Source organism: Niabella aquatica (genome assembly GCF_054779315.1).
In genome coordinates this window covers 213,996-239,240 of sequence record NZ_BAAGYM010000038.1, presented here as the reverse complement: position 1 = coordinate 239,240, position 25,245 = coordinate 213,996, and the positions used below count along the sequence as shown (strand labels likewise).

At 41.8% G+C, this 25,245-nt stretch carries 18 protein-coding genes; 6 read left to right on the top strand and 12 right to left on the bottom strand.

The window, feature by feature from the left end; all coding sequences use genetic code 11:
* Nucleotides 1-2: 2 nt before the first annotated feature.
* The 3 genes from ACYVBM_RS20690 to ACYVBM_RS20680 all read left to right on the top strand — a co-directional run bounded on the left by ACYVBM_RS20690 (nucleotide 3) and on the right by ACYVBM_RS20680 (nucleotide 4,250).
* Complete coding sequence (locus ACYVBM_RS20690) at nucleotides 3-1,397, top strand: RagB/SusD family nutrient uptake outer membrane protein (RefSeq protein WP_460687606.1); 1,395 nt, start codon at nucleotides 3-5, stop codon at nucleotides 1,395-1,397.
* Nucleotides 1,398-1,448: 51 nt separating this feature from the next.
* On the top strand, nucleotides 1,449-2,849 hold the full coding sequence (locus ACYVBM_RS20685; RefSeq protein WP_460687605.1) for a sulfatase family protein: 1,401 nt from the start codon (nucleotides 1,449-1,451) through the stop codon (nucleotides 2,847-2,849).
* An 84-nt stretch (nucleotides 2,850-2,933) separates the two neighbouring features.
* A complete protein-coding gene (locus ACYVBM_RS20680) occupies nucleotides 2,934-4,250 on the top strand; it encodes a sulfatase family protein (RefSeq protein WP_460687604.1) in 1,317 nt (438 codons plus the stop codon).
* 544 nt (nucleotides 4,251-4,794) lie between these two features.
* Here ACYVBM_RS20680 and ACYVBM_RS20675 read toward each other — a convergent pair.
* Both ACYVBM_RS20675 and ACYVBM_RS20670 read right to left on the bottom strand, forming a co-directional pair.
* The gene (locus ACYVBM_RS20675) at nucleotides 4,795-5,238 is read right to left on the bottom strand and encodes a single-stranded DNA-binding protein (protein WP_460687603.1); all 444 of its coding nucleotides are present in this window, start codon (nucleotides 5,236-5,238) and stop codon (nucleotides 4,795-4,797) included.
* Between the two features lie 140 nt (nucleotides 5,239-5,378).
* A complete protein-coding gene (locus tag ACYVBM_RS20670) occupies nucleotides 5,379-5,873 on the bottom strand; it encodes a DinB family protein (RefSeq protein ID WP_460687602.1) in 495 nt (164 codons plus the stop codon).
* Between the two features lie 303 nt (nucleotides 5,874-6,176).
* Here ACYVBM_RS20670 and deoC point away from each other — a divergent pair, with 303 nt between their 5' ends.
* Nucleotides 6,177-6,920, top strand: coding sequence for a deoxyribose-phosphate aldolase (deoC, locus tag ACYVBM_RS20665; RefSeq protein WP_460687601.1), 744 nt, complete (start codon nucleotides 6,177-6,179; stop codon nucleotides 6,918-6,920).
* Nucleotides 6,921-7,050: 130 nt separating this feature from the next.
* On the opposite strand, the gene ACYVBM_RS20660 is transcribed toward deoC, so the two are convergent.
* Nucleotides 7,051-9,795 (bottom strand): 4-alpha-glucanotransferase, encoded by a 2,745-nt coding sequence (locus tag ACYVBM_RS20660; protein WP_460687600.1) that lies wholly within the window; start codon nucleotides 9,793-9,795, stop codon nucleotides 7,051-7,053.
* A gap of 244 nt (nucleotides 9,796-10,039) precedes the next feature.
* On the opposite strand from ACYVBM_RS20660, the gene ACYVBM_RS20655 reads away from it, so the two are divergent.
* A complete protein-coding gene (locus tag ACYVBM_RS20655) occupies nucleotides 10,040-10,165 on the top strand; it encodes a hypothetical protein (RefSeq protein ID WP_460687599.1) in 126 nt (41 codons plus the stop codon).
* A 37-nt stretch (nucleotides 10,166-10,202) separates the two neighbouring features.
* Nucleotides 10,203-10,511: a hypothetical protein gene (locus tag ACYVBM_RS20650; RefSeq protein ID WP_460687598.1), complete on the top strand. Its 309-nt coding sequence runs from the start codon at nucleotides 10,203-10,205 to the stop codon at nucleotides 10,509-10,511.
* 30 nt (nucleotides 10,512-10,541) lie between these two features.
* Here the strand turns inward: ACYVBM_RS20650 and ACYVBM_RS20645 are convergent, their stop codons facing one another.
* The 9 genes from ACYVBM_RS20645 to ACYVBM_RS20605 all read right to left on the bottom strand — a co-directional run bounded on the left by ACYVBM_RS20645 (nucleotide 10,542) and on the right by ACYVBM_RS20605 (nucleotide 25,186).
* Nucleotides 10,542-10,913: a hypothetical protein gene (locus ACYVBM_RS20645; RefSeq protein ID WP_460687597.1), complete on the bottom strand. Its 372-nt coding sequence runs from the start codon at nucleotides 10,911-10,913 to the stop codon at nucleotides 10,542-10,544.
* A gap of 249 nt (nucleotides 10,914-11,162) precedes the next feature.
* The gene (locus ACYVBM_RS20640; protein WP_460687596.1) at nucleotides 11,163-13,469 is read right to left on the bottom strand and encodes an arylsulfatase; all 2,307 of its coding nucleotides are present in this window, start codon (nucleotides 13,467-13,469) and stop codon (nucleotides 11,163-11,165) included.
* 29 nt (nucleotides 13,470-13,498) lie between these two features.
* On the bottom strand, nucleotides 13,499-15,022 hold the full coding sequence (locus ACYVBM_RS20635; protein ID WP_460687595.1) for a RagB/SusD family nutrient uptake outer membrane protein: 1,524 nt from the start codon (nucleotides 15,020-15,022) through the stop codon (nucleotides 13,499-13,501).
* A 6-nt stretch (nucleotides 15,023-15,028) separates the two neighbouring features.
* Entirely contained in the window at nucleotides 15,029-18,061 is a 3,033-nt protein-coding gene (locus tag ACYVBM_RS20630) for a SusC/RagA family TonB-linked outer membrane protein (protein WP_460687594.1), read from the bottom strand.
* Nucleotides 18,062-18,828: 767 nt separating this feature from the next.
* Nucleotides 18,829-19,932: a DegT/DnrJ/EryC1/StrS family aminotransferase gene (locus ACYVBM_RS20625; protein WP_460687593.1), complete on the bottom strand. Its 1,104-nt coding sequence runs from the start codon at nucleotides 19,930-19,932 to the stop codon at nucleotides 18,829-18,831.
* Complete coding sequence (locus tag ACYVBM_RS20620) at nucleotides 19,886-20,281, bottom strand: sugar 3,4-ketoisomerase (protein WP_460687592.1); 396 nt, start codon at nucleotides 20,279-20,281, stop codon at nucleotides 19,886-19,888. Before ACYVBM_RS20620 ends, ACYVBM_RS20625 begins: the two co-directional genes overlap by 47 nt.
* Nucleotides 20,274-21,122 carry a beta-1,6-N-acetylglucosaminyltransferase gene (locus tag ACYVBM_RS20615; RefSeq protein WP_460687591.1) on the bottom strand — a complete coding sequence of 283 codons (849 nt, stop codon included), beginning with the start codon at nucleotides 21,120-21,122 and terminating at the stop codon, nucleotides 20,274-20,276. The genes ACYVBM_RS20620 and ACYVBM_RS20615 overlap by 8 nt, the downstream gene beginning before the upstream one ends.
* A gap of 44 nt (nucleotides 21,123-21,166) precedes the next feature.
* Nucleotides 21,167-21,793 (bottom strand): translation initiation factor IF-3, encoded by a 627-nt coding sequence (infC, locus tag ACYVBM_RS20610; RefSeq protein WP_460687590.1) that lies wholly within the window; start codon nucleotides 21,791-21,793, stop codon nucleotides 21,167-21,169.
* A gap of 255 nt (nucleotides 21,794-22,048) precedes the next feature.
* The gene (locus ACYVBM_RS20605) at nucleotides 22,049-25,186 is read right to left on the bottom strand and encodes an efflux RND transporter permease subunit (RefSeq protein WP_460687589.1); all 3,138 of its coding nucleotides are present in this window, start codon (nucleotides 25,184-25,186) and stop codon (nucleotides 22,049-22,051) included.
* Nucleotides 25,187-25,245 lie beyond the last annotated feature (59 nt).

Sequence of the window (25,245 nt, the reverse complement as noted above, 5' to 3'; positions counted from 1 at the left end):
ACATGAAACCAATACTTAAATACATCGTCATTTTTTTTATCTTTATATCCGTTTACTCCTGTCAGTCGTCTTTAAAGGAAGAAATTTATTCTGAACTGGGAGATGACTATATAAATACAGATAATGCGCTGAATTCGATATTGACATCGGCCTATGGCAACGCACAGATTCGTCAGTATGCCTACTTTTATACACCGGGCATGGTTTCCGGAGAGACCTGGGGCCAGTACGGCGCAATTGAATCTTTTTTTACGCCACTTGTTAACTATACATGGAATAGCAACCTTGCTTATTTTGGTATTATATGGAACCAATTGTATGCCGTTATACGGGATGCGAATATCGTTATATCAAAAGCTGCCGGCAATTCGGGCAAAGCACAGTTGGTTGCCGAAGCAAAATTCCTCCGTGGTCAAAGTTATTATTTGCTCCATGATTGGTTTGGGCCGGTGCCATTGCACAAAACGCCGTCTGACGACGTATACCTTGCCCGTGCCACAGAAAGCGAAACCATCAACTTTATAGAGCAGGATTTAAAAGAAGCAGCAGCCGTTTTACCAGAAAAGCAGGCACAATATGGAAAAGCTACCAAAGGCGCAGCACTGGCGTTTTTGACAAAACTATATTTAAATGCAAAACAGTGGCAAAAATGCGCGGATGCAGCACAGCAGGTCATTGACCTGAATACCTATTCCCTGTTTGCCGACTATACAAAATTATTCTTAATTGAAAATGAAGCCAACAGCGAGATGATATGGGTAATACAGGGAACACCAAAAGTGGGTACACCATTTATTGCCAATACATATCCCATGGATTATCCGCACTTAAACAACCAAACCTTATACGCCTCAGAAGTTTATTTGTATGACGATTTTGTAAATTCGTTTGAACAGGGCGATCAGCGAAAAAAGCTGATCATTACCTCCTACACGAATACAAAAGGCGTTTTTAAACAGCTTTTGGGAAATAACCGCTCAATTCCAGGCAAATATGAACTCGATAAAAATGCAATCGGCGCATCATACGGAAATGACATACCCGTGATCCGCTATGCAGATATACTCTTATCAAGAGCCGAAGCGCTTAACGAATTGAATGGCCCCAATTCGGAATCGATTGTCCTGATTAATAAAGTAAGATCCAGGGCTGGCCTAGAAAGCCTGGCTTTATCCGGCGTTTCAAAAGAATCTCTGCGTTTGGCAATATTTAAGGAAAGGGAATGGGAATTCTGGTTTGAACAACAGAACAGGACTGACCGCATAAGGCAGGGTACGCTGATCACCAACGCTACAGATCACGGTAGATCGGGAGCAAAACCCTACCATGTACTATTTCCTATACCCCAAACAGAAATAGATGCCAATCCTAAACTTGTCCAGAATAAAGGCTATTAATGCAAACGCTGCTACAGGCAGTAATTATTATAAATTTTAAAAAACAAACAAGTGATAAAAAAATATTACAGGCTGCTTTTACTTACAGCAGTATCCTTTTGGGGATTTGCCAAATCAGAAGCCCAGCAGGCAAATACCGGCAAGCCAAATTTTATTATTATCCTGACCGATGACCAGGGATACGGGGATTTGAGCACTTACGGCAATCCAACCATCCATACTCCAAACATTGACCGTATGGCTGCTGAAGGGCAAAAGTGGTCTAACTTTTATGTGGCTGCAAATGTATGCACCCCATCCAGGGCCGGTTTGCTTACCGGGAGGCTACCTATCAGGAGTGGTATGGCGGGAACAGCCAGCCACCGTGTGTTATTTCCGGGATCAAAAGGCGGTTTGCCTGCAAGCGAGCTCACCATTGCAGAGCTGTTAAAACAAAATGGATACTATACCGCTCATATCGGAAAATGGCATTTAGGCAGCCTGTCACAATATTTGCCAACACGTAATGGTTTTGATCATTACTTTGGTGTGCCCTATAGCAACGACATGGACCGGGTTGATTCCGTACCTTACCTGAAGGCCATTACAGAACCCAAAAATGAATATTTTCAGGTGCCATTAATGCGCAACGAAACAGTAATTGAACGGCCCGCAGTTCAAAATACATTAACGGAGCGTTACACAAAAGAAGCTGTTGCGCTTATCAAAAAAAATAAAAACCACCCGTTCTTTTTATACCTAGCCCATAATATGCCACATGTGCCCCTGTTCCCTAACCCAAAGTTTAAGGGCAAAAGCCAAAGAGGCACTTATGGCGATATCATTGAAGAAATAGACTGGAGCGTGGGAGAAATATTGAGTGCATTGAAGGAAAACGGCGTGGATAAGAACACCTATGTTATTTTTATAAGCGATAATGGCCCCTGGAAGCTTTTTAAAGAGCTGGGAGGGTCTTCCGGTCCATTATATGGCGCAAAAGGGAACAGCTATGAAGGGGGCGTAAGGATACCGGCAATATTCTGGGGAAAGGGGATTGTGAAACCAAGATTTGTTACAGAAATTGGTAGTACACTTGATATTTTGCCAACCTTTTTATCTCTTGCTGGCGGTAAAATACCACAGGACCGTATCTGGGACGGTTATGATCTGAGTAATATTTTAAATGGCAAAGATGATCATAGTCCGCGAAGTGAATTTTACTACTACCATGCTGATGTCTTGGCTGCCGTTAGAAAAGGGCCATATAAATTATTATTTTATAGTTCGAACCCGGTAGGATATCCGGCTGATTTCAGGAAGCTGGATACACCAGAACTGTTTAACCTTAACGAAGATATTTCTGAATCCAATAACATCGCATCCAAATATCCTGAGACTGTTAAAGCACTGGAACTGTTGGCTGAAAAACATTTGTCAACTGTTGAAAAAGTTGAAGACCAGTTATCAAAATAATTAAAAATGTTTATTCGATTTAAACATAGAGTCAAAAAGTTCTTTTCGGGGATAAAAGCTAAGTATCTGTTTTTTCCGGTCTGCATGCTTATGTTATTTTCTTCGGAAGTATATAGCCGGCAAGTAAATGCACTTCCGAATGTCATAATAATATTAGCAGATGATCTGGGTTTGCATGATGTATCATACAGCGGCGCAAAAGATGTATCTACCCCGAGCATTGATGCCTTGTGCAAGGCAGGGCTAAGGTTCGATCGATTTTACTCCAGCTCTTCTGTATGTTCTCCAAGCAGAGCTTCACTATTAAGCGGTTGCTATCCCGAACAGGTAGGTGTACCCGGGCTTATCAGGTCTAAACCGGAAATAAATTTCGGTTACCTGAAACCTGGTGTTGAACTCTTACCGGCATTATTAAAGAAGGCCGGATATCATACTGCTGCGATTGGAAAATGGAACTTAGGTTTGTGTACACCTAACCTTCCCAATCAGAAAGGTTTTGAATATTTTTGCGGGTTTCTAGACGACATGATGGATGATTACTATACACATCTCCGGTGGGGTAAAAATTTCATGCGTGAAGATGAAAAGGTAATTGATCCAAAAGGGCATGCTACAGATTTCTTTACATCAAAAGCTGTAGCATATATTGAAAAGCAAAGTAAAAACAACCAGCCATTTTTCCTATACCTGGCCTATAATGCACCCCACGCGCCCATACAACCGCCGGCATCATGGTTAAAGAAAGTAAAAGCCCGTGTCCCGGGAATTACTGAAAAAAGAGCCGGTATAGTTGCACTCATTGAGCATATGGATGACGGTATTGGTAAAGTGATCAGCGCATTGAAAAATGCCGGGAAGTACGACAATACGCTCATTATATTTTTGAGTGACAATGGCGGCAGCTTGATGTATGGATCGGATAATGGTTTATGGAGAGCTGACAAAGGAACCATGTACGAAGGAGGCCTCAGGGTGCCGGCATGTATTAGCTGGCCCCGGCACATACAGCCCGAGCGGGTATCTAACCAGGCAGTTATCAATATGGATATATATGCAACAATAGCGGATATCGTTTCTATAAAACCTGAAAAACATATCGATGGAGTTAGTTTGCGCACGTTGCTACTATCGCAGGAAGCATTGTTACCTGCGCGACCTCTATACTTCATCAGACGAGAAGGCGGTACGGATTTCGGTGGATTAACCAGCCAGGCAGTAATATCCGGTAATTGGAAATTATTACAGAATAGTCCTTTTGAAGCGCGTGAACTTTATAATATGTCGGTAGACTCCCTGGAACAAAACAACGTAATCGGTAATACATCAGAGGAGCTCAAAAAGATACAAAACATTCTAACAAAACATATACAGCAAGGTGGAAATATTCCCTGGCAGAAATAAATTCATTGACTGTTCCTGGTAGATATTAAAATATAATTTATAATATATCACATCACTATCAGCTATACTTTTATTTTCCCTAGTCATGTTACAAGGGAGTTTTACAGCGCGCGCAGACAAAATATACCATTATGGTGTATCCAAGCAGATTGGTACGAATGACCAGAACGATTCGCATTCCTGGAATCTACGGATTACCCCTATTGGTATCGGGTACCTGAAATAAAAACGGACACTGAAAGATTTCCACTGGAAGTATATTTTCAAACGTATCGCATTGGCCCCGCGACAATCATGAAATAGTAAGCCAGCTTTCGGTAAAATATTTCCAGTGGGCTAAAGCAAATGGTGTGGTAGATTTCGCTTCGCTGGAAGACAGGGACCCCCAGAGTATGAAAGAGTTCAGGAAGAGCAAACTGCAGGAGGTAATACCACCGGGAAGAAGTTTTCCATTTTAATGCCTGAATGCAGCTTATAACCACATAGGTATTCTTCATAACAAAGCCCCGCTATCAAACGCGGGGCTTTAATCATATCCGGTAGTTTAAAAAGGCAGATCATCTACAGGCGGTTCTTCAAAAGAATTTGCTGAAGAACTGCCGGCAGGCATAGACGAAGAGGTACCGGATGCCGGTGCCGAATAATTACCGCCACCCTGTGATGTGCCATCGGCTTTGCTGCCTAAAAGCTGCACTTCACGAACACGCATAGATAATGCAGCACCGGCCGATCCATCATTTTTGGTAAAAGTTCTCACTTCAGGCTGGCCTTCAACAAAAACCTGTGTTCCTTTTATCAAATAAGGTGCGATAGCGGTCCTGTCGGTCCAGTAGGCACAATCCACCCATACGGTTTTTTCCTGCTGAATACCCTGGTTATCTTTGTATCTTTCAGAATGTGCCACCGTAAAATTGATTACACTTCTTCCATTTACATTATTTACCAAACAATCCCTGCCCAGGCGGCCAATAACCTGCATTTTAATCATAGTGCTTAATTTTATTATTTAATTCAAAAAAATTTGGACGGGCAATTTAAGAACAAAAAACAAATATCAAACAGCAATTGATAAATTCATTCTAAATCAACGCTATTCATTTAAAAAGATATATTAAATACATCATAACATCAGAAGCTATGCTCATCCGCTGAAGGGCCATAGCTGCCGGGCACCTTAATATCATTAAGCCTGTAATAAACACCTAATTGTGCACGATGGTGCGTTACCTGGTTGAGCGAATGCCTGATCGCTCCATACTTGGTCCATTCTGCCAGTTTCTGACCTTTATAGGCAAGAGCCCAGTTAGGTTCCAGGGCCGCTTCTGTTACTCCGTTCAATACTTCTACAGATGCGGCATAATTCTTTTCCAGCTCTTCCAGCAGTTGCTGCCTGGTTTCAAATGGTGCAGGCCGCTCGCCATCAGCAAAATCAAGCACTTCTGTTTTTAAAATAATGGGTGCCCAGCCAAACACTTCTGTAATATGCTGGGCAAGCGGCATCAGTTTCATACTTTTAGGATGTGGCGCATAATCATTCTTCCCTTCAGGAAATTCATTCAGGAATTTTTTAGTAATCGCATATTCTTCTCTTAATTCGTCTTTAAGTTGTTGTAGCGTATCCATAATTTTCGTATTTAATTCAGCATTGAAGTTACCAATAAGCGCGTCAATCAAATGTGAAAATTTGGAGTATCCAGGTTTTCGATATTTCCTTTCGCCGATGACTGGTATACGGAAGTGGTTTATTGCAATGGTGATTTTCAAACCGGTTTCATAATTATAAAGCCAGCAATTTGCGGTCCTCTCCCTTCATCCTTCTTTCAATGCCTGCCCAGTCTGCCATACCCTCCGGGAACAGGAACTTTTCTCAATCCGCTCCAGCCGTCCAAACGGTAGACCCAGCGAATGATATGCGATCCTCAAAAAATGTTATACATCAAATCTTTGGTAAAAGATATTTTTACCAATCATACCTTACATTTGATGCATAAATTATTCTTTATGCAGCTCAATTCATACATTGACCATACCATTTTGAAGCCTACTGCTTTAGTAAGCGACATTGAAAAAGTTTGTGCGGAAGCCCGGCAATATGGCTTTGCATCTGCGTGTGTGCCGCCTCCATTTGTGAAGAAAACAAAAGAATTATTACAGGGCAGCCCGGTGAAAACATGTACCGTTATCGGCTTTCCGTTTGGTTACTCCGCTATAGAGGCCAAGCTGGCTGAAGTGTTGCTGGCCATTGTAGATGGGGCCGATGAGCTGGATATTGTTATTAACCTGATCGCTCTGAAAAACAACGACTGGCAATACCTGGCTAACGAGGTCAACCATTTAATTCCCCTGATAAAAGAAAAAGGAAAAACCGTTAAAATCATTATTGAAAGCGGTGTGCTTACCGATGATGAGATTATCAAATGCTGTGAGCTGTATGGTGCCGCAGGCATCGACTACCTGAAAACTTCCACCGGGTACGCAGAAAAAGGAGCCAGCGTGCATGCTGTTGAATTGTTTAAGAAACATCTGCCGCAAGGCACCGGCATTAAGGCCAGCGGCGGTATACGCGACTATACATTTGCGAGGCAACTGGTAGAAGCCGGCGCTACCCGTCTGGGATGCAGCGCCAGCGTGGCTATAGTAGAAGGTGGCAAAGGAGAAGGAAATTATTAAACTGCCGGTAAGTTATTCTTCATGAAATTGAATGCTAAAAAAATAATCAATATTCATCAAAGTAGCATTGAGCATTAACTTATTGAACATTGCGTATTGAGTATTTGTTTTTTTACTCATAACAACACAGCTACCTCCCGCTGTTCACGACATAGCCTTTCAGCTCTTCATTAAAATCTTTCTCCTTCAGCAACTGCTCCAGGGTAAGGTGCATACGGTATCGCCAGTAGTGTTGCGGATTAGCGGGGATGTTGATGCGTTCATCTTCCGGATTTTCGCGGCGTAATGTAGCACTCATGCCTAAAAGATCCTGCAGCTGGAAAATGCTCCACATAGCAGGCGAATATAAATGCTGCAGCACAATAGCCCTGTTGATCCAGGGCTCGCAGAAATAGGGTGCTGCACCGCTTTGGCCCAATTCGGTATTATAAAATTGCTGCGTAATATTCCGGTCTTCCTGCCACCAGCCGCGTATGGTACTCATATCATGTGTAGAAGGTGTTACTACCGACAGATAAGGTGCCCGGGCAGGATTAAAAAATGCAGCGCCCTGCTGTTTGGGCATTCTTTGTATTTCGAGGCTTAAAATGCCCAGTTGCTTCATCACTCCCGGCACGCTGTCCGGAACCATTCCAAGGTCTTCCCCGCATACGAGCATATTGGTTACAGCTTTCAGCCGGGGCAGTTTTTTGAGCGATTCATTTTTCCAGAAGTCATTTTGCCTGCGGTAGAAATAATCAATATAAAGATGCCACAGCTTCTCCCTGATCTGTGGTGGCAAATGATGAAAGGAGCTGGTTTGATCGAGCGCTATCCTGAAATGGAAAGCCGTTTGAGCAGATCCTTCCTGTTCAAATAAAATTACATTGCTGATCAGATCGTATAAGCCGTTACGCAGTTGTATGCTTTCTGCATCTGTTCGTTCTTTAAAATAAGCCTCTACTTTCTTTTGCGTGTCGAACCGGGAAAGCAATATATACTGATGGGGGCCATGCTTCTGCAAAAACTGCTGCTTCACCTCTTCTGCTTTTTCACGGAATAGCTCCCATAAGATCTCATCGGTAATATAAGGCATACAAAACCGCTCATAATCAAACCATATCCCCTGCTCTCCCAATTCGCTGATATGTACCGGTATGCAGGGATCAAATCTTCCCATGATTCCCTGCACTGCATGAAGGGGGATACTCCATATTCTAAAAAATCCGAGTATATGATCAATCCGGAATGCATCAAAATAGCAGCTCATTTGCTTAAAGCGCTCACGCCACCACGAAAAACCGTCCTGCTGCATTTGCTCCCAATTATATGTAGGGAATCCCCAGTTCTGCCCTTTAACAGCAAAATCGTCTGGTGGTGCACCAGCCTGCCATTGCATATTGTATAATTCCGGAGCCACCCAGGCATCGCACCCGTAACGATATACACCAATAGGTATATCGCCTTTCATCACAATGCCCTTTTTATGAGCATAGCTCACTGCATCGCTTAATTGCAGATGCAGCTGATACTGAATATAACAATAGAACTGAACCTGCTGAAGCGCAATACGCTCTTTTTTAAAGAACGCATCTACCTGATGCGCTTCATAAATAGCTTCTGTACCCCAGTCGGCAGGATTAGGAGAGGCAAACTTATCACGCAGGTAACAGAATGCGGCATAAGGCTTTAACCAATTCCGGTTTCTTTCAAAAAAGTCTTTATAATCCTGCGATTCCATACAATCGCTGCCGTTCTCATCAAACAACTCCTGTAAAGCGGTCATTTTACATTCCATAACAGCTTCGTAGTCTATATGAGCCAGTTCATTCAACTGTTTACGCCTGTTCTTTAAAGAGGCGGTCCATTCTTTACTTTTCTTGCCATCAATAGCTTCCAGGTTTATATAAACCGGGTGCAAAGCAAAGGCAGATATGGCAGCATAAGGGTACGAGTCTACCCAGGTATGCGTTGCCGTGGTATCGTTAACAGGAAGGATCTGTATCAGCTTCAACCCTGTTTTAACCGCCCAGTCGACCAGCAGTTTAAGGTCGGTAAACTCTCCTACACCCAATCCGTTCTTACTTCTTAAACTAAATACAGGAATAGCAATACCACAGCCGCGCCATGTGTCATCAGGCAGGTTTACAAATCCATCCTGTAGTATAGTCCTTTCATTTATGAATGCCGGCTCAAAGCATACCCGGTTACCTCCATCCTCAAATCTTACAAATTCATTCTTTTCTTTATTATATATACCATATTTATACGCCAGCGGGAACCTGGCATTTGTAAGGTTAAGCCCTGCACACCATTGCTCACCATCATATTCCAAAAGAACAGGACGGTTCACATCCCAGCTGTTCAACCCCTCTTCATCGCCTAAAATACAGATCACTTCGTTCGTGCCTATTAAGGGTGCTTTTACCTTAAAAAGATGGGTAACCTCGTTGAGAAGTGCGGTTTCAACAACCTTATGCCTGGGGAGCAATACCTCCTGAAAAGGCGAAGTATAGAAAGTATTTGCTATAGCCCCCGCATAATTCCAGGTATCATAAATCTTCAGAATATCAACCTCCCCGTCAATAACCAACCGGCGCGGCTGCTGAAACTCATCTATTACCACTCCTTCTGCAGTTTTGAAAGTATATCTGTAGGTCAGCGTTTTCTGAGGAATAAGCGCGCTGTCAATATCTATTTCAAATTTCCAGTACTCATCATTAAAATACTGCATCTCCATGTATCCGGGCCCTGAAAAATCAGCAGTTATAGCCAAACGCTCTCCAAACCGGGTATGATATTTTAAATAAAAAACAAATTTCATCGCTTCAACCGTTATGTCATTATTGTGTACAATATACACAAAACGAAAATAATCATTATCACTATATTTCAAAAATAAAGTTTATAACCGGCATTAATTTACCAGTTGCATACATTTTTGCTGTTGTTTATAATACCGCTTAGACATTACAACCTGTTCAATAAGCATATCGGGCTCTAATTGTATATTCCTCATAAATTTTAACCCCACCTTGTTTGTTATACCCTGCTTAAAAAAATTTTATGCTTCAATGTTCATCTCTTAAATTTGCAGCAAAACAATAAATATGTCATCTGGTACAAAAAATAAAGGTTTAATGTGGGTTTTATTTTTGGTGTCTGCTTTTGCATTCATCTTTGCCTGCTTTACGCACTGGCCCTGGCTTACGCTCATCCTGCCTTTTGTGACTACTTTTTTTGTAAAGGCTATGGACATTATTTAACGCTATTACAGATATTCTATATTCCGGCATCTCCGCATTGAATGCGGAGATTTTTTTTGACACCCTGGCCGTTGTTCTAAAAGCATTTAGGCCCGCTACAGGCAGTATAGAAAATGCACCTATTTTATATTACGACTACAATGGTAAAAATGAGCTGCCCTTTGTGATGGAATCAAAATGGTACATTTGGAGCGGCCACCCACAGGGTGTTGTATTAGGTGCAGATGAAAGCTTTCGGCAAACGGGCGCTGTAGCCGAAAGAAAAGAAAATTTCAAAAGAATAGAAGCCGGCTGGAAGCTGTTTATTGAAGAGCTTGAAAAAGAAGGGAAATATATTGATAAATAATTGAGTCTAGGAAAGTGTTTCGCAAAATCCTCAATGGAGAAAATAGTAGCAACCCCGGCATATATTTCTATATACCGGGGTTGTTTTATAATAATGAATTTCTAACCCAGGAATGTACCCTTTGGCTGCCCAGTTAGCACTCTGTATATACTTCCACCATTGTAACGGATCGGTCAGCGAAGCAAGTTTTTCCGGCGGAGAAAATACGGCAGCGCCAGACACTACCAGATCTTCGGAAACATTGGGAAAATCCCCGGAGTTAAGCGCTTGTTTGGCCACAGTAATATAGCCAGTAGCATTTACAAAAGCCGCAAACTGTACATTGGCAACCTCATGCATCCATATAAAAATCAGATACAGATACTTTATGTACCGGTGCAGCATTATGATTTTTAGGGTCATCAGATCCTATGGAAAAGAGCCCCTTTGACCAGCACCATTTTAGCCATGTCGGTACTGGCATCTGTAATCCGCCCTACATCAAACCTTCGTGTCAACAATGCTTTTCTACCTGACGGCTTTTTGCAGAACAGGTGATTGTCCTCATCCTCTCTCCGGAGTTTGCAGGAGAAAAGGAGAAGAAACACTGCCACCAAACCAGCAGAATTAAAAATAGCTTTCCCATATTTACCATAAGATATCTTAAACCTCTTAATGGTAATCTATAATTACCTTGTTCAATTTTCCGCTAAAAGTAAACGGCGCTGCATACTTATCGGAAACCGGCGAATTTCTATCGGCGCCTACATCTATTCCATCCTTATATATACCGATAAGCCCCTCTTCAAAAGTTATGTTTCGTTCCGCCACTTTTGTGTCGTTAATATAAAGCACTTCCGTACCGGCTGGTGTTCCTTTACGGGCATTTTGAGGTTTCTCAAAATTAAATTGAAACTTCAGCTTAACCTTCCCTAAAGGCACATTAATATCAGATTCAAGATGCTTTACTATACCACCTGTATTATGCGCAGCATAAAATTTGTTATCTTTTACGAAAAGGCTTAGCCCGTCAAACTCAGAGCCCGTTGAAAATAACACACCCTGATCATTTGCAGACCTCAGGTCAATATCTGCTGTGATCGAGAATGCCTCGTTTTGAAACTGGGGACCTGTTAACGTTAAAAACTGTTCGATACCCGGATATAAAACAATTCGCTTCTCTTCTCCCCAGGGGCTGCGTTTACGGCCACCGATCAGGCTTCCAAAAGAAGAAGCGAACAACCTGTCATGCAAAGGATATACGTTATACTTTTTTGCTTCCCCATCAAAAACTGCCTGTAATTCTTTCAATTTTGCAGGAAACTTTTTAGCTAAATCAATACGCTCATTAAAATCTTCATTCAGATTGTATAATTCCCATACATCATCGTTAAAAGATGTTCCCGGCTTATGAAAAACAGAAGCTTTCCAACCATCTTTAACAATAGCTCTTTTACCAAACAATTCATAGTATTGAATGGTATGCCTGTTGGCTGCATTTGCCTCGTTTAAAGAATAAGCTAAGCTGGTGCCTTCAATTGGCGCCTGCTTTACGCCTTTAATTACTTCCGGAACCTGTGCATTTACTATTTCGTAAAGAGTAGGTGCTATATCAATTACATGACCATACTGGTTGCGAATACCGCCTTTCTCCAAATTACCATTCGGATAATGAACAATCAATGGCTGATGTGTTCCCCCTTCACTATTGGGGTCCGCTTTCCATAGCCTGAATGGCGTATTAGTAGCCTGGGTCCATCCTGCAGGAGCATCTGAAAAAGAATGCGCTGTTCCCATCTTATCAATATTTTTATATAGTTCCTCAATTTGTTCTTCTTCATTCAAAGAGCTAATATATCCATTGAAACTGCCGTTTTGCGGTCCATGACTTGACCCATTATCACCAATTATAGCAAGTACCAGTGTATTTTTATCCTGTCCGATTTCTTTTAGATAATTGAGTATTCTTCCAAATTCATAATCAGCATGAGTGAGGAAGCCGGCATACACTTCCATAAATCTTGCATATACTTTTTTTTGTTTTGGCGTAAGGCTTTCCCAGGCTTTAACTGTAGGATCCCTATCAGGCAATACAGCGCTGGCAGGTATAACCCCTAACTTTTTTTGCCTGGCAAAAACTTCCTCCCTGTACCAGTCCCAGCCTTTATCAAACTTTCCTTTATATAAATCACTCCATTCTTTGTCTACCTGGTGAGGAGAATGAATGGCGCCTGTTGCAAAATACAGGAAGAATGGCTTTTCAGGCGCTATAGATTTTTGATTAGCGATATAGTTGATTGCTTTATTTGCTAATAATGTAGTGAGGTGCGTTTTATTAGGTTCTACATCTATAGCTCTGGTATCTTCATACAGGTTAGGATGATACTGATCTGTATGTCCTAACTGAAAACCGTAAAAGTGATCGAAGCCTCTGCCTACAGCCCATCTATCATAAGGCCCTATGGCCGTTATTTCATCAATCGGTGCCACATGGTATTTGCCTACAGCAAAATTGCTATAATTATTTTCGCGTAATACCTCGGCTATTGTAGCCTTATTAGCCGGCATCCTGGCATCATAGCCCGGGAAACCTAATGATGAGTAGTTTAATGTGCCCATATGAACAGAATGATGGTTTCGCCCGGTTAACAGCGCTGCTCTGGTAGGAGAACAAACTCCTGTTGAATGAAAATTGGTATAGCGTAATCCATTGTTTGCAAGGCTATCCAACACAGGAGTCTCCATTAGGCCGCCAAAAGCACTGGATGTACCATAGCCCGCATCATCTATCAAAAAGACAATTATGTTGGGCGCTCCCTTAGGAGCTTTTTTCTTTTCGGGAAAATATTCTTTGGACTCTGCCAGTGTTTTTCCTATAACGCCTTTAAATGCTTCAGCATCGTTATTGGACTGCGCAATTGCTGCCATTGCATTAAACAGGATGACAGCAAACAGTACAAGCGGTATCATCTTTTTCATTTCAATATTTATTTAGGATGTTTAAAATTTTATTCCCACCCGGGGTTCTGCTTTAATTTGGGATTCCTGTCAATTTCGCTTTGTGGTATAGGATAGAGATAATGTCTCGCCTTTACGTTGGTCTTACCCACCAGGTTCAGGCATTTTAATAATATTCCCTTTCCTTCGGGGCCAACGCCTGTAGTTTCTGCACCGGTTTCTCTTATCAAATCAAAATACCGGTGGTACTCTGCTATCAGTTCTAACCTTCGCTCGAGGTAAACAGAATCCCGGAACTGGTCTTTGGTTAAGCCTGCCGGAAGATTGCCAATACCCGCTCTTTGACGAACACGGTTTATTGCAACATACGCCTTTTGAGTAGGCCCGTTAAGCTCATTTTCTGCTTCGGCATGTATCAACAATATTTCGGCAAAACGAAGGATGTTTGCATTAGCATCAGAATTACCGGTAGCAGAATAATTGGGATCCCAACTTTTATTAACGTAAGGGACCGAGTCCCCAGGCGCATTAAGCGTAAAATATTTTTGCCCGTTGGTTGGACTTACATAATAAGTAACAAACGAAACTCTTTTTCTTTTATCTCTTTCCGAGTATACCTTATACAAGGTAAAAAAGTTGTCGTTGCCGTTCTTGTAAGTAGTAAGTTGTGTTCCATACGAACCTCTTAACCCCGGAACACCAGCCCTTATATCGGTTGGTGTAACTAAATGCCCCGTACTTATTGAACTTCCCTTTATCTGGGCTGAAAAAATATGTTCTTTCCCGTTCTTATATGCCGGTAAAAAAACATGCGTGTAGTCCTCAAATAAATCATAGCCAAAAGGGCCATTAATAACCGCTTCTGCATATTTAATGGCATTAGACCAATCTCTCCTGGTAAGATAAACCTTCGAAAGCAGCGCCACAGACGATCCCTGAGTTGGACGTCCTGCTTCGCCGGCAGTTCCATTGGTAAAGTAGTTGCCCGCAGCTTCCAGATCTTTAATAATTTGCGCGTACACTTCATCAACAGGGGTTCTGGGAACTTTAAGCTCCTGTACGGAAAGCATAGTTTGGTCGGTCAACAAAAGTGGAACTGCTCCATAAAAACGAACCAGATTAAAATAGTAAAAGGCTCTTAAAAAAGAAGCTTCTCCTAACAGCCGGTTTTTCAAACCTGCATCCATTTCAATACCGGGGATTTTTTCCAAAGCCACATTTGCCCTGTTAATGCCTTCGTAGTGTTGTGTCCATATTTGTAGTACGCGCAGGTTGGTTGATGCATGAGTTAAATTAGCAAGCGCCCTTACTTCTGCATTGGGAGAACCCGGGCCGGCATCCAGATCATCTGTCATATAATCCATACCCGTATTCAGTAACCTGTTATAAATAGGTTGCGCACCTGTGGTGTTATCTACCATTGGATAGTAAATGGAATTTACTGCGGAAACAGCATCACCGGCAGTTTTGTAAAACTGGTCCGGAGAAATAAAAGATCGCGGCACTTCATCCAACTTAACACAGGATGAAAAAGCAGTTATAAGAACTAAAATCTTTGTATATATTAATTTCATGATCGTTTAAAATTTAATATTTAGGCCTGCTACAAATGATTGGGCATTGGGATATGCCGACCTGTCAATGCCTGTACTAAGTGAATTTTGTTCATTCGTATTTACTTCGGGGTCGTAACCGGTATATTTTGTCCATGTAGTAAGGTTATTAGCCTGAACGAAAACTCTTGTTGATTTAAATCTTATTTTAGACAAAACGCTTTGAGGGATACTATAGCCCAACGTTATGTTCTTTACACGCAGGAAAGAGGCATCTTCTAAAAACCTGTCAGAAATAGTTACAGAAGGGTTTTCGATAGCTTTATGCATGTTCGTGATAGTATTTATGGGAGTCCATCTGTCCAGCAATGTTGCAACAGCCCCGGTATAACCTGTTCCTAACTCCAGGTTAGCCCGGGTCCAGTTAAATACCCTGTTTCCATACGAAGCGTTTAAGAATATGGAAAGATCAAAGCCTTTGTAGCTGAAGGTGTTCAGAAGGCTTGCAAGAAATTTGGGCTGCGAGCTTCCTGCAATCACCCTGTCATAGTCTGCCGTTATGTTGCCATCATCATTTTGATCTTTATACTTTTGTAAGCCTGTTTCGGGGTTAACCCCATCTGCCTGGTACATATAAAAAGCACCCACAGACTCTCCTACCTTGATAATTTGTGTGGGCAATAACGTTGGCGCTCCGGGATCGGTTATAAAAAAGTAGTCGGCATCACCACCAAGGCTCAAAATCTTATTCCTGTTTAATGAAAAAAGAATGTTTGACGCCCACTTAAAGGCACCATTTGTATTTATGGTTCTGGCATTTATCTCAAGCCCTTTGTTCCTGACAATTCCCAGGTTTTGAAAAGCGCTTACAAGGCTGGACGAGTAAGGCACAGGTACTTCTAACAATAGGTCGGAAGTTCTTTTATAGTATAAGTCTGTAGTTAACTGGATCCTGCCGGAAAAAAATTCAACATCAATACCCAGGTTATATTGGGACGTTTTTTCCCAGGTAAGATCGGGGTTGGCGAAACTGCTTGTAGCCAATCCATTCACTACAGTATTTGCAAAAGAATACTGATAATTGGATAATCTTGCTAATGAACGATACGCTTCTATTTCCTGGTTCCCGGTTACTCCTGCACTAGCCCTCAGCTTAAGGGCGCTGATTGAATTTATATCCTCAAAGAATTTTTCGTTACCTATATTCCAGGCAAATGCGGCAGACGGGAATGTGCCCCACTTATTATTTTTTCCAAACCTGGATGATCCGTCGGCCCTGGCTGTAAGCGTAAGCAGGTACCTGTTATCATATCCATAATTTGCCCTTGCCAGGTACGATTTCAACGCCCATTCTATCTTATTGGAAGCCGGGGCTAAAAATACGGATGCTGCGCCAAGGTTATTGTATGTATATGCATCTGTCACAAAATTGGAAGCATTTGCAGCAAAGATTTCTGTTGCCGACTTTTGCTGGGTATTACCCACCAGCACTTCAAGGTTATGAGCCCTATTAAAGGTTGTTTTATAATTTAATGTGTTCTCATTGATCCAGTTTATAGTAGATAAAGAGCCGACAGAAGCCCTGCCTCCTACTGCGCTTTCATACAACTCGGATGGCAGATAATAATTTTGCTTATTATTAATAATATCCGTTCCAAAGGAAGACCTTATTGTAAGACCCTTAAACAACGAATACTCAGCAAAAGTATTTGTCAGCAACCTACCTGTGTTTGTTGAATTTGTTTGAAGCGTTAATGTTGCAATAGGATTTGATATTGTAGAGCCGAATGCACTGCTTTCTGTAAAATTTCCTTCGCCATCCCTCACAGGCACAACGGGCACCATTGCCAGTGTGTTATAAACAATATTGCCAGGTGCTAATACTGCTTTGGTATATCCATAACTCACATTTGCTCCTACTTTAAATTTTTCGCTCAAATTATAATCAGTATTCAACCTCAAAGAATATCTTTCAAATCCTGTATTGATAATAATACCATCCTGATTCAGATAACTGCCGGACAATAATATTCTTGAGCGTTCGTTCCCTGCAGATAACGAAACACTATGGTTTTGAATAGAGGCCTTTCTAAAAACCGCCGCCTGCCAGTCAGTTCCTACTCCTAAGCTATCCAATTGTGCCCTTGTGTATAGTGGCGACTTACCGGCACCCTGCAATGCATCGTTCTTAAGTTCGCCCCATTGCCGGCCATTTAGCATATCAATAGTTTTAGATACCTGCTGCACGCCATAGGAGCCGTTATACTCAATTTGGTATCCCCCACGTGATCCATTTTTGGTAGTAATAATCACTACACCATTAGCCCCACGCGAGCCATAAATAGCCGTTGCTGAAGCGTCCTTTAAAACATCAATTGACTCTATATCCGATGGATTGATCAACGCAAGCGGATTTATTGATGTACCATTACTTACACCAGCATTAACGGTTTCATCGCTGTTGTAAACAGGAAGACCGTCAATTACATACAACGGCTCATTACCTGCGTTTATAGAAGTTCCTCCTCTGATCCTTATAGAAACACTTGCCCCGGGTTGCCCGTTTGCCTGGGTTACCTGAACTCCTGTTACAGATCCCTGCAACAGTCGTTCCGGAGACGACGTTAATTGCTCTTTAAGGGTAGAAGGTACTGAAGCCAGGGAACCTGTAAAATCCTTTCTCTTCTGCGTTCCATATCCCACCACAACCACATCATCTAAGTTACTTCCTGTAGGCTTTAATCTAACTGCTACCGGGGAGCCATTGGCTACTACTACCTGCTTTTCATATCCAACAAAAGTTATAATAATATTGTAGGGAAACTTTTGCCCCGTACGCAGTATAAACTGCCCTTTGGCATTGGTGGTGGTTTGGTTGGTAACACCTTCAATAATAATATTGGCTCCTTCTAAAGGAAGGCCGGTGGTTTCGTCCGTGACCGTGCCTTCCAAAACTGAATTAATGGTTGCCGGATTTTGAGCATATAACACGCCATGAAGCAGAGATACGAATAAACACAGCAGTCCTGTATTTAGTATTTTATTAGTTTTTATAAACATTTCAGTAATATTTTGTGGCCACCCTATTACAGAAAGGACATAGCTTCCCCATAAGCGACTCACGTCAGTTGTCAGTTAGAAAATAATAACCGATGTAGAAAAAAACACTCCTTTCCCACACCGCATAATCAACCAATGATTATTACAGGCAGGTAATAAAGATGCCTTTTGCTAACATCAAAAGATCAAGATCCGATATATAATAAGATGTAAAACAGGTTGTTTACCTATTACAGATGCAACAACAGTGCGAGATGGAATTTCCGGAAACCGGCAATTCAAATGCAATTTCCACCTGGTGCTTAACAGCACATTCCTGCAATAAAATTGCAGCGTGTCTTAAACGTTTCATGTTGATTTTATAGTTAAAATTGACACTGCCGGTGGTTGACAGAATTAGTCTACTTATTTAGTAGACAAAAATAGTGCATTTATTTTTCCCGTCAAAAAATCTGTACCTATTTTGTATTCTTTTTTTCGGAAGAAAATTGAATCTTAAAGCAAAGACAAAGAACCAAAATATTAAATCTAAAAAACTGAACACATAACCGTGTTAGCCAGCTTCCCTCCGGACAGGACACACATGAATATTTTTTGGACTTTTGCTTAAGTAGCAAGCGTTTCCCTGAAAGTGTAAAACCCAGACTGGTATTAAACTTCAGGAAAGTTCAAGGGTTACAAAATGAGCTTTTTCTCAGGAAAATGATAATTTTCTCAATTAATTTTTGAATACGCAATCCTCAGCGACCCCGCATTTTCAGGAAAACCTATTCAAACCTGTTAAGCACTTCAACAACCCTGTAAATGTCCTGGGGAGAATGAGCGTAGGAGCAGGGCAGACTTAGAGTGGTCTTATGAATTTCTTCGGAAACAGGAAAACGTTGCCCCTTTAACACAGATCTCAATGCCTTTTGATAATGTGGCGGCTCGGGATAATGAATTTCTGTGCCGATGCCATTTGCTGCAAGAAAATCTTTTAACCGGTCCCTTTCCTTATGCCTGATATTAAATATGTGATACACATTAAAATAGTCTTCGTGCCTATAGGGTAATATATACCGGGAATCCAGGTTTTCAAAATAAATATCAGCCAGCTTTCGCTTATGCTCATTAATATCATTCAGATAATTAAGCTTGATATTCAGGAAAGCAGCCTGAATTTCATCGAGCCTTGAGTTATATCCAACTACTTCATTATAATATTTTACACCAGAACCATAGTTACGGAGCTTTTTCAGCTGCTCTGCATGACCGGGTGTTTTACATAGAATGGCACCTGCATCTCCCAGGGCGCCCAGATTTTTTGTAGGGTAAAAGCTAAAGGCGCCATATTGCCCGAAAGTACCTGCTAACTGACCTTTATACCGTGCTCCATGAGCCTGTGCACAATCTTCAATTACTAAAAGATCATATTTTTCCGACAGAGTGAGTAATGGGTTCATTTCACAACATTGCCCGTATAAATGCACTATCATTAAAGCAACCGTCTTCTTTGTAATATATTTTTCAACAATTTTTGAATCTATATTATACGTGAGTATATCCGGCTCCACCAGTACAGGAACTAATCCGCAATGAACAATAGAAAGTATGGTAGCGATATAGGTATTTGAGGGAACCAGCACCTCGCTGCCAGCAGGAAAATTATGATTTTTAAGCGGCAATATGAGTGCATCAAGTCCACTGGCAACACCTACAGCAAACGGAATATTATGCCAGGATGCAAAAGCATTTTCGAAGATTTGTACTTCCTGCCCTAAAATGTACCAGCCCCTGGAAATAAATTCATTGAATTTTATTCTGAAACTATCTTCAAAGCTTTGATTAAGAACTTTTAGGTTCTCGTAAGGTATCGTTATTGTAGGGCTCATAAATATAATCTGATGGATCAAAAGCAGTAGAGGCCAGCACAAGCAGGATCGCGTCAGGAGTAAAATCGTGCATCACATGCCAATCTTCCGGCTCCAGTATCAGGCATTTTTCGGGATCATTCAATTCAAAAACTTCCCTGGTGTTACCATTGTGGTTTGTAATGATACAACTCCCCTGAATACAAATGGCAGCCTGCCGGGTAGTATGATGCCTGTGTCCGCCTCTATCGGAGCTGTCAACACCATAAATGTAGAAAAGCCTTTTTATATCAAAAGGCACCACAGAATCCAGAACCGTTAATATTCCGCGCGAATCCTTAAATGTTTTTATTTGTAATAGTTTAGCCATGCTTGATCATATTGTCAATAACATCTAAAATTCGCGTATCAGCATTACAATCAAATTTTCTCCCAAACAGCATTGGAGTTGATTGCAGCTTTTCTGCATCTTCTATACCCAGTATTTTAGGATGGCTGCCACCTCCTGACCAATCAATATACCTGTAGTTGTTATTAATAATTTTGTTCCGATATTCAGAATTGAGCAACACTGTCTGAAATGCAAACTCGTCCGATCCCCAGGTGTATTTAAAATAAGTATTCAGCTTCTTATCGGTCATTATTTTATCAGTAACATACATGGCGCATTCAGGGCTTAACATCCAAAACATGGAATTCCCATACGGATGATAGTTATAGGGCAAAGACCTGCAAGGCAATATACTGTTTATCAATTTTTCCAGTTTATACATTCCGCGAAAGCGAAAATTTACCAATGAATATTTTTTCACCCTCTTTAATCCTTCCGGCCACTCATGTACATAGTCTTTATAGGAAAGAAACTCTTTTCCTATATTTTTCTTAAAAAACTCAAAAATAAAATTCGCTGATTTAAGCGGATAATCCTGGCCACTTAAAAAATTAATATACTGATACTTCTTACCTGTACTGCAAATTTCCCGGATACATTTAAAAGTTGCCAAAATGGTATTATATCCTGCCCATCTTACATCTTCCCGATTTTTAATAAGAAAAACATTAGGTAAACCTGCCAGATATAAATAAGGTCTGATATCTTTCTTTTTATCCACATGAATAAAAAAATCAAACCCCGGATGGCTCAGATTTCTAATCAATCGTTCCGTCAAATGAGGGAGCGTGTATGTCATTATAAGGTGAGCAATATTCATGCAAGAACAAAAAGGAGCAAATGCTTCAATTAAATTTTGAAATATTATTTCTTCTTCGCTGCTTTAGGAGCAATCATAGCCAGCATCCGGCGGCCTTCGAGCTTTGGCATATTTTCTAATGAACCAAATTCTGCCAGCCTTTCAGCAAATTTTAAAAGCAACAGCTGCCCCCTGTCCTGAAACTGTATGGCACGGCCTTTAAACTGGACATAGGCTTTTACTTTATTTCCTTCTTTCAAAAAGCCTTCGGCATGTTTGGCTTTAAAATCAAAGTCATGATCATCTGTATTAGGCGTAAAGCGGATCTCTTTGATCTCGGTAGCTTTACTTTTCGCCTTCATCTCTTTTTCCTTCTTCTTCTTATCGTAAAGAAATTTATTATAATCAACAATCTTACACACGGGAGGGTCTGCAGTGGGAGAAATTTCCACCAGGTCCAGCTCCTGCTGCTGGGCGATCTTTAAAGCTTCCTGCGTAGCATATACGCCCACTTCTACATTATCGCCCACAAGTCTTACCTGTGGTACCCTGATGTGATGATTAATCCGGTGTTCAGCTTCTTTTTGTGGTAAGCGCCCTCTAAAGTTTCCTTTTGGTTTGTTGCCTCCCGGCCTGTAAGGGCCACCCGCCCCAGGCGGACGGTTAAAAGTAGGTTTTTGTGGTACTGCCATCTAAAAATAATTCGTTATGCTTCTTCCCGCACAGAAGCACTATTGGTTTCTTTTTATAATGCCATACGGGGAGGGCATGTTAAAAAATTTTCACAAAGATGGGGATTAAACTCAGTATTTCAATTTTATTTTTAACAGATTTCTTCAAGCACCTTTTTCGTAACCCGGCTGCTGCACTGATCAAAACACCTGTCAGCCTGTAAAAATAGCCCGAACCCGGACAGTCCGGCTATTCATATTCCAGGGAACTATATTTTAATGCTTTTCTATTTTAACTTTTTTACGATAACTGATCTTTGTTATGAGAACATACAATACAGGAACTACAAATATAGCGAGTGAGGTAGCAGCCAGCATTCCGCCAAAAACTGTCCAGCCGATAGTATTACGGCTTACCGATGCAGCTCCCGTAGCCATCATTAATGGCACCACTCCTAATATAAACGCGAGCGATGTCATGATAATCGGCCGTAAACGCAGCCGTACCGCTTTTAATGTAGCAGGTATAATATCAGTGCCGCTGTCTACCCTTTCTTTGGCAAATTCCACAATCAAAATGGCATTTTTTGCAGCCAGGCCTATTAATGTGATCAATCCAATCTGAGCATATACATTATTAGATAGCTTGGGTAAAAGAATTAATGTAAGAATAGAGCCAAACGCCCCGATCGGCACGGCCAATAATACGGAGAAGGGTATGCTCCAGCTTTCATACAGGGCTGCCAGGAACAGGAACACAAATATAATAGAAATGGCAAAAATGGTGGTTTGCTGCCCTCCCGCAGCAATTTCCTCACGGCTCATTCCCGAAAACTCAAAACCGTAACCCGCAGGCAGGGTTTTAGCCACTTCTCTCAATGCTTCAATGGCCTGGCCACTGCTATAACCGTCTTTAGGCGTACCATTTATTTCCACAGACCGGTACCCGTTGTAATGCGAGATCACCGCAGGAGCTTCGATCACTTTGGTAGTGATCAAATTGCTCAAGGGCACCATACCCCCCAGGCTGTTACGTACATAAAAACCACTCAGGCTTTCCAGGGAACCTCTGTAAACACTTTCCGCCTGCGTCATTACACGGAAATTGCGTCCGTAAAGATTAAAATCATTTACATAGCTGCTGCCTAAAAAGTTAGAAAGTGTTGTATAGGCCTCAGCTACATTCACACCCATTTTCTTGGCCTGCTCTTTATTTACATCTACCTGGTAACTGGGCGTGCGCGCATTGAAAAAGGTATAAGCCCTGCCAATAGCAGGTTGTGCATTTAGCTGCTGCAGGAATTTATTTGCCACTGCTTCAAACTGCTTAATATTATCGGTAGTTCCTTTTTGCTGTAACTGGAAAGAGAAACCGGCCGTAGCGCCGAGCCCCGGAATGGCAGGGGGCGCAATAGGGAGTACCCTCGCCTCTCTTATATCGCTGGTTGCGCCCATAATTTTACCGATCACAGCCTGCACATCCTTTCCTTTCCCTTTTCTTTCGGCCCAGGGTTTCAGACGTACAAACATAGTACCTACATTCGACTTGGTACTAAAGCTGATGATATTTAAGCCGGCAATACCACCCACAGTTTCTACTTCGGGAATTTTTTGTACCCTTCCCATGATGTCCTTCATCATAGCGATATTGCGGGTGGTGCTGGTAGCCTCTGGCATTTCGTAAGTTACAAACATTCTACCTTCATCTTCAGTTGGTATAAAGCCGGTAGGTTTAACTTTAAATAAAAATACCAGCCCTATCACCAGCACAATCATCATCACCAGCACATAAGGTGTGCGGCGGATCCAGGTTCCTACAGCCCTGGTATATCCCCTGGATACTTTATTAAACCACCTGTTAAAGCGATAAAAGAACCGCTCCAGCCAGTTCATTTTTTCAGGATTGGTTTTGGCCGGTTTTAACATCAGCATACATAAAGCAGGTGTAAGCGATAAGGCTACAAATGCAGACAATAACACCGAAATAGCTATAGTGATAGCGAATTGCTGGTATAACCGCCCTACAATACCGGGAATAAATCCTACCGGCACAAACACTGCCGCCAGTATCAATGCAATGGCAATTACCGGCGCTGATATTTCTTTCATGGCCTTAATCGTAGCAGCTTTTGGCGTCATCCCGTGGTCTATATGATGCTGGATGGCCTCAACCACCACAATAGCATCGTCTACCACAATTCCAATAGCCAATACAAAAGCGAATAAGGTCAACGTGTTGACCGTAAAACCCAACAGGTTAAAAAAGATAAAAGTTCCTATTAGCGATACCGGAATAGCCAATACCGGTATTAAAGTTGCCCTCCAGCTTTGCAGGAATAAGAAAACTACCAGTACTACCAGTATAAGCGCTTCTACCAGTGTATGCAAAACTTCGTTGATAGATACTTTTACTACCGTTGCAGATTCGTTAGGAATAGAGAAGTCAATATCTTTTGGAAATGCGGGGCGCATTTGTTCCAGCGTTTTCATGATGCCTTCATAAGTACTCAGGGTATTAGCGCCCGGCGCCTGGTATATCAACAAGAATGCTGAAGGACTGCCGTTCACAAAAGCATTGCCACTGTAATCAAACTTACCCAGCTCTACTTTAGCCACGTCTTTCAGGTACACCAGGCTGCCATCGGCCGGCCTGGTACGTACTACTATGTTCTCAAACTGCGCAGGGGTATTGATACGGCTGTTGGTTAGCACACTGTATTCAAATGTTTGCTGGTCCTGCTGCGGGTTGCCCCCTACGGTTCCTGCAGCTACCTGCAGGTTCTGCTCCTGCAAAGCGGCGTTTACTTCCGCGGGTGTAATACCAAGGGCAGCCATCTTTTCGGGGTTAAGCCATACCCTCATACTAAAGTCATCAGCGCGGGAAAAGATATCGCCTACACCTTTTACACGCAACAGGGCATCTTTTACATAAAGATTTACATAATTGCCTATAAAAGTAGCATCGTGTGAACCTTTAGGAGAATAAAACGCCAGCACCATCATAATGCTTGGATTACGCTTACGAACCGTAAGACCCAGCCTTTTCAGGGCATCCGGCAAGGTAGGCTCCGCCACACTGGTACGGTTTTGCACATCAAGGGTAGCAATATTAATATCGGTACCTACTTCAAAGTTTACGGTGATGCTGCTTTGCCCGCTGCTGGTACTATTGCTCGTCATGTAGGTCATGCCGGGCGTACCGTTGATCTGGGTTTCAATAGCAGTTGTAGTAGTTTGCTCTACCGTTTGCGCATCGGCGCCGGTATAGTTGCCTGATACAGAAACAGTGGGCGGAGAAATATCCGGATACTGGGCCACAGGCAGGTTGATCAAACTAATAACACCTACCAATACAATAACAATTGAAATAACGATTGCTGTTACCGGCCTTTTTATAAATACGTCTGCGATCATGAAGTGTATTTTAGATGACAGCTGGCAGTTAACAAATAACGGTTCCCGTCATATACATG